This window comes from Streptomyces olivaceus, assembly GCF_000721235.1.
GTDB lineage: Bacteria > Actinomycetota > Actinomycetes > Streptomycetales > Streptomycetaceae > Streptomyces > Streptomyces olivaceus.
This window is the reverse complement of record NZ_JOFH01000046.1, coordinates 24,910-40,228: the sequence shown is the minus strand read 5'-3', so window position 1 is coordinate 40,228 and position 15,319 is coordinate 24,910. Positions and strand designations below refer to the sequence as shown.

General features: G+C 72.3%; 14 protein-coding genes and 1 riboswitch. Of the genes, 10 read left to right on the top strand and 4 right to left on the bottom strand.

Going from position 1 to position 15,319, the window contains the following annotated elements:
* Positions 1-488: 488 nt before the first annotated feature.
* The 10 genes from rpsB to IG94_RS0134005 all read left to right on the top strand — a co-directional run bounded on the left by rpsB (position 489) and on the right by IG94_RS0134005 (position 11,480).
* On the top strand, positions 489-1,418 hold the full coding sequence (gene rpsB, locus IG94_RS0134050; protein ID WP_031046492.1) for a 30S ribosomal protein S2: 930 nt from the start codon (positions 489-491) through the stop codon (positions 1,416-1,418).
* Positions 1,419-1,513: 95 nt separating this feature from the next.
* A complete protein-coding gene (tsf, locus tag IG94_RS0134045) occupies positions 1,514-2,350 on the top strand; it encodes a translation elongation factor Ts (protein ID WP_031046490.1) in 837 nt (278 codons plus the stop codon).
* A 206-nt stretch (positions 2,351-2,556) separates the two neighbouring features.
* Positions 2,557-3,315, top strand: coding sequence for a UMP kinase (pyrH, locus tag IG94_RS0134040; RefSeq protein ID WP_031046488.1), 759 nt, complete (start codon positions 2,557-2,559; stop codon positions 3,313-3,315).
* A gap of 177 nt (positions 3,316-3,492) precedes the next feature.
* The gene (frr, locus tag IG94_RS0134035) at positions 3,493-4,050 is read left to right on the top strand and encodes a ribosome recycling factor (protein ID WP_029394086.1); all 558 of its coding nucleotides are present in this window, start codon (positions 3,493-3,495) and stop codon (positions 4,048-4,050) included.
* A 128-nt stretch (positions 4,051-4,178) separates the two neighbouring features.
* The gene (locus IG94_RS0134030) at positions 4,179-5,198 is read left to right on the top strand and encodes a phosphatidate cytidylyltransferase (protein ID WP_372459488.1); all 1,020 of its coding nucleotides are present in this window, start codon (positions 4,179-4,181) and stop codon (positions 5,196-5,198) included.
* 299 nt (positions 5,199-5,497) lie between these two features.
* Positions 5,498-6,610, top strand: a complete 1,113-nt coding sequence (rlmN, locus tag IG94_RS0134025) for a dual-specificity RNA methyltransferase RlmN (protein ID WP_031046479.1) — start codon at positions 5,498-5,500, stop codon at positions 6,608-6,610.
* 39 nt (positions 6,611-6,649) lie between these two features.
* Positions 6,650-6,755: riboswitch (TPP riboswitch) on the top strand.
* A 159-nt stretch (positions 6,756-6,914) separates the two neighbouring features.
* Positions 6,915-7,955 (top strand): thiamine ABC transporter substrate-binding protein, encoded by a 1,041-nt coding sequence (locus IG94_RS0134020; protein ID WP_263438467.1) that lies wholly within the window; start codon positions 6,915-6,917, stop codon positions 7,953-7,955.
* Between the two features lie 68 nt (positions 7,956-8,023).
* Entirely contained in the window at positions 8,024-9,625 is a 1,602-nt protein-coding gene (locus IG94_RS0134015; RefSeq protein ID WP_031046475.1) for an ABC transporter permease, read from the top strand.
* Between the two features lie 2 nt (positions 9,626-9,627).
* Entirely contained in the window at positions 9,628-10,656 is a 1,029-nt protein-coding gene (locus tag IG94_RS0134010) for an ABC transporter ATP-binding protein (RefSeq protein ID WP_031046472.1), read from the top strand.
* A 23-nt stretch (positions 10,657-10,679) separates the two neighbouring features.
* Positions 10,680-11,480, top strand: coding sequence for a maleylpyruvate isomerase N-terminal domain-containing protein (locus tag IG94_RS0134005; protein WP_031046470.1), 801 nt, complete (start codon positions 10,680-10,682; stop codon positions 11,478-11,480).
* Positions 11,481-11,571: 91 nt separating this feature from the next.
* On the opposite strand, the gene IG94_RS0134000 is transcribed toward IG94_RS0134005, so the two are convergent.
* From IG94_RS0134000 to IG94_RS0133985, 4 genes are all read right to left on the bottom strand, one after another.
* Positions 11,572-12,285: an LAETG motif-containing sortase-dependent surface protein gene (locus IG94_RS0134000; protein ID WP_031046467.1), complete on the bottom strand. Its 714-nt coding sequence runs from the start codon at positions 12,283-12,285 to the stop codon at positions 11,572-11,574.
* Positions 12,286-12,504: 219 nt separating this feature from the next.
* Positions 12,505-12,912, bottom strand: coding sequence for a VOC family protein (locus IG94_RS0133995; RefSeq protein ID WP_031046463.1), 408 nt, complete (start codon positions 12,910-12,912; stop codon positions 12,505-12,507).
* 116 nt (positions 12,913-13,028) lie between these two features.
* Positions 13,029-14,552, bottom strand: a complete 1,524-nt coding sequence (locus tag IG94_RS0133990; RefSeq protein WP_031046461.1) for a hypothetical protein — start codon at positions 14,550-14,552, stop codon at positions 13,029-13,031.
* Positions 14,534-15,310: an ABC transporter ATP-binding protein gene (locus IG94_RS0133985; RefSeq protein ID WP_031046459.1), complete on the bottom strand. Its 777-nt coding sequence runs from the start codon at positions 15,308-15,310 to the stop codon at positions 14,534-14,536. The genes IG94_RS0133990 and IG94_RS0133985 overlap by 19 nt, the downstream gene beginning before the upstream one ends.
* Positions 15,311-15,319 lie beyond the last annotated feature (9 nt).

Here is a 15,319-nt window from a genome sequence, read left to right as displayed (position 1 = left end):
CCCTCCCCGTCCCCGCCCCGGTCGCAGTCGCCGCCGTGCTCGCCCTGCTCACGGCGCCTGCCCTGCTCACGGCCGCCGCCGTGCTCGCGGTCCCCGCCGTGCTCGCGGTCCCCGTCGCCCGTGCCGCTGACGGTGCCCCCGGGGGCAGGACGGTCAACAGCAGCGCCACCCACGCACACGCATACGCGCTCGCACTCGCACATCGCCTCGCTCGCATGAGAGAAGCGTCCCGCACCGGCGCACCCCACCGCCCGGGCCTGTGGACCGCGGCCCGGTTGTGGACAGCCGCGTCACCCGGTGCTCCGCGGGTCCCGTACACTTCTGATGGCGATCCGGGTCACCGGGTCGACTTCGCACGCCCCGACACGAGGCCTCACCAGGCTGGTGTCAGCGCCCCTCGGTCCCTAGTGGCAGGCGCGTCGCGGGCGTCAGGCGCGGGAGCCGTCCGGCTCGCGCGGCACAACCGAGAAAATCAAGGAGATACGGCCATGGCCGTCGTCACGATGCGGGAGCTGCTGGAGAGCGGCGTCCACTTCGGTCACCAGACCCGCCGTTGGAACCCGAAGATGAAGCGCTTCATCTTCACCGAGCGCAACGGCATCTACATCATCGACCTGCTCCAGTCGCTGTCGTACATCGACCGCGCCTACGAGTTCGTCAAGGAGACCGTCGCCCACGGCGGCACGGTCATGTTCGTCGGTACGAAGAAGCAGGCGCAGGAGGCCATCGCCGAGCAGGCCACCCGCGTCGGCATGCCCTACGTCAACCAGCGCTGGCTGGGCGGCATGCTCACCAACTTCTCGACCGTCTACAAGCGTCTGCAGCGCCTCAAGGAGCTCGAGCAGATCGACTTCGAGGACGTGGCCGCCTCCGGCCTCACCAAGAAGGAGCTGCTGGTCCTCTCCCGCGAGAAGGCCAAGCTGGAGAAGACCCTCGGCGGTATCCGCGAGATGTCCAAGGTGCCCAGCGCCGTCTGGATCGTGGACACCAAGAAGGAGCACATCGCGGTCGGCGAGGCCCGGAAGCTCAACATCCCGGTCGTCGCCATCCTCGACACCAACTGCGACCCCGACGAGGTCGACTACAAGATCCCGGGCAACGACGACGCGATCCGCTCCGTCACCCTGCTCACCCGCGTGATCGCCGACGCCGTCGCCGAGGGCCTCATCGCCCGTTCCGGTGCCGGCAAGGCCGCCGAGGGTGACAAGGCCGCCGGTGAGCCGCTCGCCGCGTGGGAGCGCGACCTGCTCGAGGGCGAGAAGAAGGCCGACGAGGCGCCCGCCGCCGAGGCCCCCGCCGCTGAGGCCGAGAAGGCCGACGAGGCCCCGGCTGCCGAGGCCGAGAAGCCCGCCGACGAGGCTCCGGCCGCCGAGGCGCCCGCCGCCGACGCTCCGGCCGCGGACGCCGAGCAGGCCTGACCCCTCACCACCTTCGGGTACCGGACGGCGGGGGCCCGCGAAGCCCCCGCCGTCCGTCCCGTAGATCTTCAGACTTCGAGAGAGATTCCGGAATCATGGCGAACTACACCGCCGCCGACGTCAAGAAGCTCCGCGAGCTCACCGGCGCCGGCATGATGGACTGCAAGAAGGCGCTGGACGAGGCCGAGGGCAACGTCGAGAAGGCCGTCGAGGCGCTCCGCATCAAGGGCCAGAAGGGCGTCGCCAAGCGCGAGGGCCGCTCTGCCGAGAACGGCGCCGTCGTCTCGATCATCGCCGACGACAACACCTCGGGTGTCCTCGTCGAGCTGAAGTGCGAGACGGACTTCGTCGCCAAGGGCGACAAGTTCCAGAACGTCGCCAAGGCCATCGCCGAGCACGTCGCCAAGGCCGCCCCGGCCGACATCGAGGCCCTGCTCGCCTCCGAGATCGAGGCCGGCAAGACCGTCCAGGCGTACGTGGACGAAGCCAACGCCAACCTCGGCGAGAAGATCGTCCTGGACCGCTTCGCGCAGTTCACCGACGGCTACGTCACCGCGTACATGCACCGCACGATGCCCGACCTGCCCCCGCAGATCGGTGTCCTCGTCGAGCTGGACAAGCCCAACGCCGAGGTCGCCAAGGGCATCGCCCAGCACATCGCCGCCTTCGCGCCGAAGTACCTCTCCAAGGACGACGTCCCGGCCGAGGTCGTCGAGTCCGAGCGCCGCGTCGCCGAGGAGACCACCCGCGCCGAGGGCAAGCCCGAGGCCGCCGTGCCGAAGATCGTCGAGGGCCGCCTCAACGGCTTCTTCAAGGACGCCACGCTGCTCGGCCAGCCCTACGCCCTGGACAACAAGAAGTCCGTCCAGAAGGTGCTGGAAGAGGCCGGTGTCAGCCTGAAGCGCTTCTCGCGCATCAAGGTCGGCATCTGAGTCCGTACCGCGACGGACGCACGACCCCGGTAGGGTCGGCAGCAGTCGTCGGCGCCGTACGTGCATGCCGTGGCGCACGCGCGCGCGGCGGCGGACGACAGCAGATCTGACGAGGAGGCCATTGCCGCGTATGGGATGCGAAACACGCCCCCACCGGCAGTGGCCTTCTTCGTGTGTGTGACCCACGTAAAAGAGGCGAGATCTCCATGACCACCAAGGCCGAGAAGAGCGACGACGGCAAAGTACGCGGCCGCTTCATGCTGAAGCTGTCCGGAGAGGCCTTCTCCGGCGGTGGGGGCCTGGGCGTCGACCCCGACGTGGTGCACGCCATGGCCCGCGAGATCGCGGCCGTCGTGCGCGACGGCGCGCAGGTCGCCGTGGTCATCGGCGGCGGAAACTTCTTCCGCGGCGCCGAACTGCAGGTGCGCGGCATGGACCGCGCCCGCTCCGACTACATGGGCATGCTCGGCACCGTGATGAACTGCCTGGCCCTCCAGGACTTCCTGGAGAAGGAGGGCGTCGACTGCCGCGTGCAGACCGCCATCACCATGGGGCAGGTCGCCGAGCCGTACATCCCGCTGCGCGCCGTGCGCCACCTGGAGAAGGGCCGCGTGGTCATCTTCGGCGCCGGTATGGGCATGCCGTACTTCTCCACCGACACCACCGCCGCGCAGCGCGCCCTCGAGATCGACGCCGAGGCGCTGCTCATGGGCAAGAACGGCGTGGACGGGGTCTACGACTCCGACCCGAAGACCAACCCGGACGCCGTGAAGTTCGACGCGCTCGGCTACGGCGAGGTCATCACCCGCGACCTGAAGGTCGCCGACGCCACGGCCGTCACGCTCTGCCGCGACAACAGCCTCCCGATCGTGGTCTTCGAACTCCTGAAGGAGGGCAATATCGCCCGCGCCGTCAAGGGTGAGAAGATCGGCACGCTCGTGGGTGACCAGGGCAACCGGGACTGACCGGAGAACACCCCGTCCGCGGACGCCACCTGTCCGGGGGACGGACGGGACGGGACCGGGCCGGGGGATGGACAATGTCCCGCCGGTCGGGAACCGTGCAGGAAGAACGCGACGCAGCCGGCCTCCGGCCCGACAGGGACCGCGGCCGGGCCTACTCAAGACACGCAGGAGCAAGTGGTGATCGAAGAGACCCTCCTCGAGGCCGAGGAGAAGATGGAGAAGGCCGTCGTGGTTGCCAAGGAGGACTTCGCCGCGATCCGCACCGGCCGTGCGCACCCGGCGATGTTCAACAAGATCGTGGCCGACTACTACGGTGCGCTGACGCCGATCAACCAGCTCGCCTCGTTCTCCGTGCCCGAGCCGCGCATGGCCGTGGTCACGCCCTTCGACAAGAGCGCCCTGCGCAACATCGAGCAGGCGATCCGCGACTCGGACCTCGGCGTCAACCCGAGCAATGACGGCAACATCATCCGAGTGGTGTTCCCCGAGCTGACCGAGGAGCGCCGCCGCGAGTACATCAAGGTCGCCAAGGCCAAGGGCGAGGACGCCAAGGTCTCGATCCGCTCCGTGCGCCGCAAGGCCAAGGACGCCATCGACAAGCTGATCAAGGACGGCGAGGTCGGCGAGGACGAGGGCCGCCGCGCGGAGAAGGAACTCGACGACACCACCGCCAAGTACGTCGCCCAGGTGGACGAGCTCCTCAAGCACAAGGAAGCCGAGCTGCTCGAGGTCTGATGAACGACTCTTCCTGGGGAGCGCCGCCACAAGCCGGGTACTGGGGGCCGTCCGACCGGGGACCCGTCCAGGGCGCCGCCCCGGCGGGTCCCGCCTACGATGCGCACTACGCGCAGCAGACTCGGCCCATGCCCATCGTGCCCGACGTACCCGAACACGGCGGAGACCAGGACGACGACCGGAGGACCGCCCGACCGGGCGGCCCTCTGCCGTATCGCGACCAGAACCCGTCGGCGCAGCCGTATGCGGCGGTGCCGCAGAACGCCGTGCCGCAGAATCCGGAGCCCATGCCCGACGCCCCGCAGCCGGCGCCCTCCCCGCCGCCGCAGAAGAAGACCGCGGGGCGCGACCTGGGGGCCGCGATAGGGGTGGGCGTCGGGCTCGGCGTGGTCATCATCGCGTCGCTGTTCGTCGTCAAGGCCGTCTTCGTCGGCGTGGTCGCGGTCGCCGTCGTGGTGGGTCTGTGGGAGCTGACCAAGCGGCTGGAGGAGCGCAAGGGCATCAAGGCGCCCCTCGTGCCGCTGGCCGTCGGCGGCGCGGCGATGGTGGTCGCCGGGTACGCGCGGGGCGCCGAGGGAGCGTGGGTCGCCATGGCGCTCACGGCGCTCGCGGTCCTCGTGTGGCGGATGACCGAGCCGCCGGAGGGCTATCTCAGGGACGTCACGGCGGGCCTGTTCGCGGCGTTCTACGTGCCGTTCCTGGCCACGTTCGTCGCGATGATGCTGATGGCTGACGACGGCGCCTGGCGCGTCCTGGTCTTCCTGATACTGACGGTCGTCAGCGACACCGGCGCCTACGCCGTCGGCTGGCGCTTCGGCAGGAAGAAGCTCGCCCCGCGCATCAGCCCCGGCAAGACCCGCGAGGGCCTGCTGGGCGCGGTGGCGTTCGCGATGGCGGCGGGCGCGCTGTGTACGCAGTTCCTGATCGAGGACGGCACCTGGTGGCAGGGTCTGCTGATCGGCCTCGCCGTCGCCGTCAGCGCCACCCTCGGCGACCTCGGCGAGTCCATGATCAAGCGCGACCTCGGCATCAAGGACATGGGCACCCTGCTGCCGGGGCACGGCGGCATCATGGACCGCCTGGACTCCCTGTTGCCGACGGCGCCGGTGGTGTGGCTGCTGTTCGTGATCTTCGTGGGGTCGGGGTGAGTGGGGGGGCACGGCGCCGCGCGGCGGTAGCCGCACGTCGGTACGGTATGGACCGCCTGGACTCCCTGTTGCCGACGGCGCCGGTGGTGTGGTTGCTGTTCGTGATCTTCGTCGGTTCGGGTTGACAGTCATCAGGTAGCCTGGAAGGGCCCGCGGCGTCTGGCTGCGGGCCCTTCCGTGTGCTCCCGCCGAGGCGGGGGTGATCCAGTGAGGTCTCCTGGCTTCGGCATGGCTCTGCCGTCGTCCCCGCCGGCGCGGGGTGTTGCCACAGGCCTGCCGTCTTGAGGAGTTGTCCGACCGTGGCCCGTCCAGCCCCCGGTGAGCTGACCTTTGCCGCACCCCGCGGAGCGAAGCGGCCGCCGCGGCACCTCGCCGACCTCACGCCCGCCGAGCGCAAGGAGGCGGTCGCCGCGATCGGCGAGAAGCCGTTCCGCGCCAAGCAGCTCTCGCAGCACTACTTCGCGCGGTACGCGCACGCCCCCGAGCAGTGGACCGACATCCCCGCCGGTTCGCGCCAGGGGCTCCAGGAGGCGCTGCTGCCCGAGCTGATGACGGTCGTGCGGCACCTGTCGACCGACGAGGGGACCACCCGCAAGACGCTGTGGAAGCTGTTCGACGGCACCCTCGTCGAGTCCGTCCTCATGCGCTACCCGGACCGGGTGACCATGTGCATCAGCTCCCAGGCCGGCTGCGGCATGAACTGCCCGTTCTGCGCCACCGGCCAGGCCGGCCTCGACCGCAATCTGTCGACCGCCGAGATCGTCCACCAGATCGTGGACGGCATGCGGGCGCTGCGGGACGGCGAGGTCCCCGGCGGGCCCGCGCGGCTCAGCAACATCGTGTTCATGGGCATGGGCGAGCCGCTCGCCAACTACAACCGCGTGATCGGCTCCATCCGCCGCCTCACCGACCCCGAGCCGGACGGCCTGGGCCTGTCCCAGCGCGGCATCACCGTCTCCACGGTCGGCCTCGTCCCGGCGATCCACCGCTTCGCCGACGAGGGCTTCAAGTGCCGCCTCGCCATCTCCCTGCACGCCCCCGACGACGAACTGCGCGACACCCTCGTCCCCGTGAACACACGCTGGAAGGTGCGCGAGGTCCTGGACGCCGGATTCGAGTACGCGGCGAAGTCCGGGCGCCGGCTGTCCATCGAGTACGCCCTGATCCGGGACATCAACGACCAGGCCTGGCGCGGCGACCGCCTCGGGCGGATGCTCAAGGGCAGGCCCGTCCACGTCAACCTGATCCCGCTCAACCCCACGCCCGGCTCCAAGTGGACCGCCTCGCGGCCCGAGGACGAGAAGGCGTTCGTCGAGGCGATCGCGGCGCACGGTGTGCCGGTGACGATCCGGGACACCCGTGGACAGGAGATCGACGGGGCGTGTGGTCAGCTCGCCGCGAGCGAGCGGTAACCTGACCGGCGGAAGTACCACCAGCACACTCACATCTTCATATTCCGACAGGGGAGCGCCACAGCGCTGAGAGTGCGGCACCGGCCGCAGACCCTCCGAACCTGGCCCAGGTCATTCTGGGTAGGGAGATCGGTCACCACTCGAGCTGTTGCGCCCTGCCCGGGATCCCCGCCAGGGGCCCGGGCGGGGCCGCGTCTTCTCCTGGTCACCCAGGAGGAAATCAGTGAGCATCACCAAGTCAGCCGGCGCCACCAGGCTGGTGCGCGTCACCAGGAAGGCCGGCGCCCTGGCCGTCGGCCTCGGCATGGCCGGCACGCTGGCCGCCTGCGGATCGTCGTCCGACGGCGACGGCGGCTCCGCCGGCTCCAAGACCGTGACCCTGGTCAGCCACGACTCGTGGGCCGCGTCGAAGGACGTCGTCGCCGCCTTCGAGAAGAGCTCCGGCTACAAGGTCAGGGTCCTGGAGGACGGCGACGCCGGGCAGGCCGTCAACAAGGCCGTCCTCACCAAGGACAACCCGCAGGGCGACGTCTTCTTCGGCGTCGACAACACCCTGCTGTCCCGCGCCCTCGACAACGGGCTGTTCCAGCCGTACGAGGCGAAGGGCTCCGACCTGGTCCGGCCCGAGTACCGCGCCGACCAGGACAAGCACCGGGTCACCCCCGTCGACACCGGCGACATCTGCGTCAACTACGACAAGGCGTACTTCGACCGGCACAGGCTGACTCCGCCGACGTCCCTCGACGACCTGACCGAGCCCCGGTACAAGGACCTGCTCGTCACCGAGAACGCCGGCAGTTCCTCGCCCGGCCTCGGCTTCCTGCTCGGCACCGCCGCCAGGTACGGGGACGGGGGCTGGGAGGGCTACTGGAAGAAGCTCAAGGCCAACGGCGTCAAGGTCGTCGACAGCTGGGAGCAGGCGTACAACGAGGAGTTCTCCGGCTCGGCGGGCGGCAGGAAGGCCAAGGGCGACCGTCCGCTCGTCGTCTCCTACGCCTCCTCCCCGCCCGCCGAGGTCGTCTACGCCGACCCGCAGCCGGACACCGCTCCCACGGGCGTCGCCGACGGCACCTGCTTCCGCCAGGTCGAGTACGCGGGCCTGCTCAGCAACGCGAAGAACCCCGAGGGCGGCAAGGCGCTCCTCGACTTCCTGCTCGGCAGGACCTTCCAGGAGGACATGCCGCTGAACATGTTCGTCTACCCGGTGCGGGAGGGGGCGCAGGTCCCCGAGGTCTTCCGCGAGTTCGGGCCGCAGGCGAAGGACCCGCAGACCATGGACCCGGCGAGGATCGCCGAGAACCGCGACCAGTGGGTCAAGGCATGGACCTCGCTCGTCCTGAAGTGAGGCCCCGGGGAAAGCGGGCGGAGAGGCGCGCCGCGACCGCGCGCGGGAGTGCGGCGCGGCTCGGTCTGATGGCCGCGCCCGTCGCGTTTTTCGCGGTGTTCTTCGCCTACCCCGTCGCCGCGATCGTCGCGCGCGGCCTGAGGGTGGACGGCGGCTGGCGGTTCGGGCGGATCGGTGACGTGCTCGCGCAGTCCGACGTGCGGCACGTGCTGTGGTTCACCACCTGGCAGGCGCTGGCCTCCACCGCGCTGACCCTGCTGGTCGCCCTGCCCGGCGCGTACGTCTTCGCCCGCTTCCACTTCCCCGGCAAGCAGGCCCTGCGGGCCGTCGTGACCGTGCCCTTCGTCCTGCCCACGGTGGTCGTCGGCACGGCGTTCCTGGCGCTGGTCGGGCGCGGCGGGCTGCTGGACGAGCTGTGGGGCCTGCGCCTGGACACCACGGTGTGGGCGATCCTGCTCGCGCACGTCTTCTTCAACTACGCCGTCGTCGTCCGCACCGTGGGCGGCCTGTGGTCCCAGCTCGACCCGCGGCAGGAGGAGGCCGCGCGGATGCTCGGCGCCTCGCGGCTGCGGGCCTGGCGGCAGGTGACGCTGCCCGCGCTGGCACCCGCCGTGGCCGCCGCCGCGCTGATGGTGTTCCTGTTCACCTTCACCTCCTTCGGCGTCGTCCAGATCCTCGGCGGGCCGGCCTTCTCCACGCTGGAGGTGGAGATCTACCGGCAGACCTCGCAGGTCTTCGACCTCGCCACGGCCGCCGTGCTGACGCTCGTCCAGTTCGCGGCCGTCGCCGCCGTCCTCGCCGTGCACGCCTGGACGGTACGGCGGCGCGAGACGGCGCTCACGCTGGTGGACGCGGCCACGACCGCGCGCAGGCCCCGCGGAAGGGGCCAGTGGGCGCTCCTCGCCGGAGTCCTGGTCACCGTCGCCGTCCTGCTCGTGCTGCCGCTCGCGGTACTGGTCCAGCGGTCGCTGGGCGCCTCCGGGTTCGGCTACTACCGGGCGCTGACCCGCGAGGACGGCGGCGCCTTCCTCGCGGCACCGATCGAGGCGATCGGCAACTCCCTCCAGTACGCCGTCGCCGCCACCGCCATCGCCGTGGTGATCGGCGCGCTGGCCGCCGCCGCGCTCACCCGGCGCGACGCGGGCCGCCTGGTGCGCGGGTTCGACGCGCTGCTGATGCTGCCGCTCGGGGTGTCGGCGGTGACGGTCGGATTCGGCTTCCTGATCGCGCTGGACGAACCCCCGCTGGACCTCAGGTCCTCCTGGATCCTGGTACCGCTCGCCCAGGCGCTGGTCGGCGTCCCCTTCGTCGTACGGACCATGCTGCCGGTGCTGCGGTCGGTGGACGGGCGGCTGCGGGAGGCGGCCGCGGTGCTCGGGGCGTCGCCCTGGCGGGTGTGGCGCGAGGTGGACCTGCCGATGGTGCGGCGGGCGCTGCTGGTCGCGGCCGGGTTCGCGTTCGCGGTGTCGCTCGGCGAGTTCGGGGCGACCGTGTTCATCGCGCGGCCCGACAACCCGACACTGCCGGTCGCCGTGGCACGGCTCCTCGGCCGGCCCGGCGACATGAACTACGGCCAGGCGATGGCCCTTTCGACGATTCTGATGCTGGTGTGCGCGGTGGCCCTGGTGGTCCTTGAGCGGCTGCGGACCGACCGGAGCGGGGAGTTCTAGACATGCCACCCAGCCTGCTGGGCCTCGAAGGCGCCACGGTCCGCTTCGCCGGCCGGGCCGTACTCGACACCGTGGACCTCGAGGTCGCCGAGCACGAGGTGGTGTGCGTGCTCGGACCCAGCGGCAGCGGCAAGTCCACGCTGCTGCGGGCCGTCGCCGGACTCCAGCCGCTGGACGCCGGACGGGTGACGCTCGACGGGCGCGACCAGGCGGGAGTGCCCGCGCACCGGCGCGAGGTCGGGCTGATGTTCCAGGACCACCAGCTGTTCCCGCAGCGGGACGTGGCCGGAAACGTCGCCTTCGGGCCCCGGATGCACGGCGCCTCCCGCACCGAACAGCGCGAAAGGGTGGCGGAGTTGCTGGAGCTGGTGGGGCTCCCGGACGCCGCCCGCAGGTCCGTCGCGGCGCTCTCCGGCGGTGAGCAGCAGCGGGTGGCGCTGGCCCGCGCCCTGGCCCCCGCGCCCCGGCTGCTGATGCTGGACGAGCCGCTGGGCCAGCTCGACCGTTCGCTGCGGGACCGCCTCGTGGTCGAACTGCGCGAGCTGTTCGGCCGGTTGGGCACCACCGTGCTCGCGGTCACCCACGACCAGAGCGAGGCGTTCGCGCTGGCCGACCGGGTCGTGGTGATGCGGGACGGGCGGATCGCTCAGTCGGGCACGCCCCTCGACGTCTGGCAGCGGCCGGCCAACGCCTTCGTGGCCCGCTTCCTCGGCTTCGACAATGTGGCCGCGGCGACGGTCGCCGGGCAGACCGCCGACACCCCGTGGGGCAAGATGCCCGTGCCCGAGGACGCCCCGCAGGGCACCCGGACGGTGCTCGTGCGCCCGACCGGGGTGCGCGTCGTCCCCGCCGACACGGGCCTGCGCTGCACGGTCACGGCCCGCACCTTCCGCGGCACCCACGTCGCCGTCCGCCTCCAGCCCGAGGACGCGCCCCCTCTGGACGCGGCGTGCGCGCTGCGGTCGGCGCCCGAGGTCGGGGACGCGGTCGGCGTCGAGTTCGACGCGGCGGAAATCGTGGTGCTCGGCTGAGCGTCCGTCCGTACGCTGCCGTCATGACACCGCTCCCGCACGACCGCTACTGCGACGAGATCGGCCGGCAGACGGACCGGCTCAGGGTCGCGGTGACGTCCGGCGCCGCTCTCACCGCCACCGTGCCGACCTGCCCGGACTGGTCCCTGGAGTACCTCGCGCGCCACGTCGGGCGGGCCCTGCGCTGGGCGGCGCTGCTCGTGCGCACCCGAGCGGAGGAGGACGTCCCCGAGGACGAGGCGCCGGGAGCGGGCGGGCCGGTGACGCGGGGCGACGCGGCGGCGCTGGACGCCTGGCTGGCCGAGTCCGGCGAGACGGCCGTCGCCGCGCTGCGCGAGGCGGGCCCGGACGGACCGGCGTGGTCGTGGTCCGGCATCCGCACGGCGGGCTTCTGGGCCCGCCGGATGACCCACGAACTGATCGTCCACGCGGCGGACGCGGAGCTGGCGGCGGGCCGGCCGTTCGGGACGGTCCCGGCCGACGCGGCGGCCGACGCGATCGAGGAATGGCTGGAGATCGTCCGGTACGCGCAGCAGGTCATGTCCGACCCGGAGGCGAACGAACTGCGCGTCCCCGGCGCCGGCATCCATCTGCACGCCACCGACGCTCCCGCGGAGCTGAACGCCGAGTGGCTCATCGAGCTGCCCGACGACGGCATCACCTGGCGCCGCGGCCACGAGAAGGCGGCCGTGGCGCTGCGCGGGCCGCTCGCCGACGTGCTGCTGGCCTTCTACCGCCGACTGCCGCTGGACGCACCGGGGCTCGAGGTGCTCGGCGACCGGAAGCTGCTCGAATTCTGGCTGGACAGGGCGACGTTCACCTGACGCGGCGCCCGCCACCGACGACGGTGGCCCGCCCCCGGACCGGGGACGGGCCACCGCTGTGCAACAGAACCGGCGAACCGGTGTGCGGGCGTCAGCGGCTGCTGTTCGCTCCGCGACGGCGCAGACCGAAGAAGACCGCACCGCCACCGACGACGACCAGGGCCGCCGCGACGCCGGCGATCATGCCGGTGTTGGAGTTCGCACCGGTCTCGGCGAGGTTGGAGTCACCGGCCGCCGGGGACGGCGCGTTGTCGGCCGGCACGGCGGCCGGAGCGGTGCTCTCGTCCTCCGCCGGCGCCGGGGCCGAGGTGGACGGCTCGGGAGCCGGGGTCTCCGTCTCGTCGGACGGGGTGGAGGAGCTCTCCGACGGCTCGGGAGCCGGCGTGTCCTCACCCTTGCACGGGGTCGACGGGGTCGTGAGGTTCGGCTTGATGTCCTCGTCGACGTACCGGTCGGCCTTGACGTGGATGCGGTACTCGGCGTTCGGCTGCCAGTCGGTGGCGAAGGTGATGGTGCTGCCCTCGCGCGAGCCCTTGACCGTCTGCTCGCCGATCTTCTCGGCGTCCGCACCCTTGTTCTGCAGGTAGACGCTGACCGTGGCCGGGATGCCGGCCGGGTCCACGTCGGTGACGGTGATGACACCCTTCTCGCCGTCGCACTTGGCGGCGGCGGAGAACTCGCCGATGTTGCAGGCGAGAGCGTTGCCGGCGGCACCGACCGCCAGGGCCGCCGAGGCGGCGACGACGCCGAGGGCGCGAACGCTACGGCGTGATGCCGTACGGCTGATTATGGACAGGACTGCCACGTTTGTCCTTTACGGGAGCGCGAATGCGGGGGGTGGAGGGGTGCCGATGTCCCATGACGGGCCATCACCACACCATGAGCCTCACTGGTTTATAAGCGGCGCATAAGCAGTGTCAACGCATATGCCAGCCAAGGGCGTTGACTTTGCCGTCTTATTAACCGACGACACGTTTCGGCGTGTCGGAAGCATCCCACATCCGGTCACCCGGGTGCGGACGGGTCAGCCCTGCACCGCCGCCGGGTCCATCCACACGACCTCGAAGGTGTGGCCGTCCGGGTCGTCGAAGGCGCGGCCGTACATGAAGCCGTGGTCCTGGGTCTCGCCGGTGACCGAGCCGCCGGCCGCGACCGCCTTCTCCACCAGCTCGTCGACCTTCTCGCGGCTCTCGGCGCTCAGCGCGATCAGCACCTCGCTGGACTTCGCCGAGTCCGCGATCTCCTTCTTCGTGAACTCGCGGTACTTCTGGGGCGTGTGCACCATCACGACGATGGCGTCGCTCACCGGGAACGAGGCGGTGCCGTCGTCGCTGAACTGGGCGTTGAGCTCCCATCCCAGCCCGGTGAAGAACCTCTTGGCGGCGCCGAGGTCGTTGGTGGCCAGGTTCAGGAAGATCATCTGCTGGTACATGGGTGCCTCTCCCGTGGATGCGCTGCTCTTGTCGTGCCGTTCGAAGGGGTAGACGCGGCAGACGCACGGAACTCATCGGTGCCGCGCCCGCGTCTTCCAAGAACTTCCGGCAGGGCTCAGCGGGACAGCGGCAGCGCCGCCAGCACCGCGACGGCCAGCGTCAGCGGGCCGAACAGGGCGAGCAGCGCCGCCGCGCGTACGGCGGCCGCGGCCCGCAGGGTGGCCGGGGGCGCGCCCAGCCGCAGCAGGGCGTCCGTCGCACCGGCGCGGGCGTGCTTGGCCTCCACCGCCGCGGTGAGGAGGGTGGCCAGCGTGCAGCCGGCCACCAGCAGGGCGCCCAGCGTGCTCAGCGGGCCGAAGGCCGGGCCGTCGGAGTCGTACACCGTGGTGGCGACGTAGCCGGCGGCGGCCACGGCGGCGACCACGCCGAGCGGGCGGCCGACGCGCTGCGACTCCTCCATGAGGACGCGCCCGGCCAGCAGGCGCAGGGCACCGGGGCGGGCGGCCTGGAGCAGCCGCCCGCACAACTGGGTGAGGCCGGGACCCGCCAGGGCGAGGCCCACCGCGGTGAGCGCCCACCCGATGAGGACCCCGGCGGAAGGCGTGGCTCCCGCGTCGCCGGTGTACGCCTCGACGGCGAGGCCCACGGCGAGGGCGGTGACGCCCCATGGGAGGACAGTGGTGTTCTGCGGCCGGGGCGCGGGGGCGCCGGCGGCGGGGCCGTCCCACGACTGCCCGCCAGGGCCACCGGCGGGCGCGGGTCCGGAGCCGCCGGCGGCGAACCCTGGGGCGCCCATCGGGAGGCCGGAGCCGTCCGTCGGGAGGCCGGAGGAGGCAGCGCCGGCTCCGGAGACGGCAGTCGGGAGACCCGCGGCGGCGGCCGGAAGGGGGCCGCCGGAGACGGACGTCGCGGGGCCCGGGGTGTCGGTGCGGGTCAGCACGGTGCCCTCCGCGGCCGGGGGAGAGCCGGTGCCGGCCTGGTCCGGCGCCGCGGTCCGCGCGGCCCGTTCCCCGGTCCAGCGGGCGCCGAAGCGGCCGTACGCCCCGAAGGTCTCGCGCGCCTTCCCCCAGCCGTACGCGCCGAAGCGCCCGTAGCCGCGGGCGGCCGTGGACGCGGCGGGGCGCGGATCGCGGGGACGCAGTGTGCAGGCGACCGCGGCGGACGCGGTGACCGGTACGAGGCTCAGCAGCGTCAGCACCGCGGGCGCGGGCAGGGCCTGGCCGGCGGCCAGCGCGTCGGTGGCGACGCCGGCGAGGGACGGGCCGCCGGCCAGGTCACCGCGCAGGTGGAGGAAGACGAGCAGGGCCGCCACCGAGCCGAGCGCGCCGGACAGGGCCGTCGTCGTCGCCGATACGGCCAGCAGCCGCGCCGGTCCCAGGCCGATCGCCGACAGTCCCGAGCGGGGCCGGGTACCGGGGTCGGTGCGGGCCACGGCGACGGCGAGCTGCACCGAGGCGGCGAGCGGGGCCGCGCACCAGGCCAGGCGGAGCGCGGAGGCACCGGGAGTGCCGGGGTGGCTCAGCGCGTGTCCGAGGGCGCACAGCAGCAGGAAGCCCGTGCCCGCCGAGGCCACCGCGACCAGCAGGCGGCGCAGGTGGACGGCGAGGCGGGCGGCGCGGGTCAGGCGGAGAGCGAGCACGCGGCCCGGCCTTCCGTTCCGGGAGCCCCGGCGGCGCCGGCGGCCACCGCGGTCTCGGCGAGCGGGGGAAGATGCACGGTCCGTACCCGGCGCCCGTCGAGGAGCGCCACCGAACGGTCGGCCAGGGCGGCCGTCTGCGCGTCGTGCGTGGCGAGCAGGAGGGTGATGCCGTGCGAGCGGGCCGCCGTGGTGAGCGTGCGCAGCACCTGGGCGCGGTCGGCGCGGTGCAGGGGAGCGGTCGGTTCGTCGGCGAAGAGGACCGCCGGGGCGACCGCGAGCGCCCGCGCGATGCACACCCGCTGCCGCTCGGCCTGCCGCAGTTCGTGCGGGCGGCTGCGCGCCCGGCCGCCGACGTCCAGGCGGTCCAGCCACTCCAGGGCGGCGGCCTTGGCCCGGCGCCGGCCGGTGCCGCGCAGCATCAGGGGAAGCGCGGCGTTCTCCCAGGCGTTCAGTTCGGGGACCAGGACCGGGGCGGGGTCGATCCAGCCGAAGCGGTCGCGGCGCAGCCGCTCGCGGCTGAGCATCCCCATGGTGTGCACCGGAATGCTGTTGAACCACACCTCGCCGCCCTGCGGCCGGACCAGCCCCGACAGACAGCGCAGCAGCGTGGTCTTGCCGCTGCCGCGCGGGCCGCTCACGGCGAGGAGCTCGCCCTCGCGGACACCGAGCGACACGCCCTGGAGCGCGGGGGAGCCGTCCTGGTGCTGGAAGTGCAGGGCGCGGGCCCAGAGCACGTCGTTGTCCGGCGGGGCCTCCATGGGCGTACA

Bases quoted from the DNA above. Each gene is read 5' to 3' on its own strand.
- rpsB (WP_031046492.1), top strand. From the start codon at position 489: ATGGCCGTCGTCACGATGCGGGAGCTGCTGGAGAGCGGCGTCCACTTC.
- tsf (WP_031046490.1), top strand. From the start codon at position 1,514: ATGGCGAACTACACCGCCGCCGACGTCAAGAAGCTCCGCGAGCTCACC.
- pyrH (WP_031046488.1), top strand. From the start codon at position 2,557: ATGACCACCAAGGCCGAGAAGAGCGACGACGGCAAAGTACGCGGCCGC.
- IG94_RS0134030 (WP_372459488.1), top strand. From the start codon at position 4,179: ATGCCCATCGTGCCCGACGTACCCGAACACGGCGGAGACCAGGACGAC.
- IG94_RS0134020 (WP_263438467.1), top strand. From the start codon at position 6,915: ATGGCCGGCACGCTGGCCGCCTGCGGATCGTCGTCCGACGGCGACGGC.
- IG94_RS0134015 (WP_031046475.1), top strand. From the start codon at position 8,024: ATGGCCGCGCCCGTCGCGTTTTTCGCGGTGTTCTTCGCCTACCCCGTC.
- IG94_RS0134010 (WP_031046472.1), top strand. From the start codon at position 9,628: ATGCCACCCAGCCTGCTGGGCCTCGAAGGCGCCACGGTCCGCTTCGCC.
- IG94_RS0134005 (WP_031046470.1), top strand. From the start codon at position 10,680: ATGACACCGCTCCCGCACGACCGCTACTGCGACGAGATCGGCCGGCAG.
- IG94_RS0133995 (WP_031046463.1), bottom strand. From the start codon at position 12,912: ATGTACCAGCAGATGATCTTCCTGAACCTGGCCACCAACGACCTCGGC.
- IG94_RS0133985 (WP_031046459.1), bottom strand. From the start codon at position 15,310: ATGGAGGCCCCGCCGGACAACGACGTGCTCTGGGCCCGCGCCCTGCAC.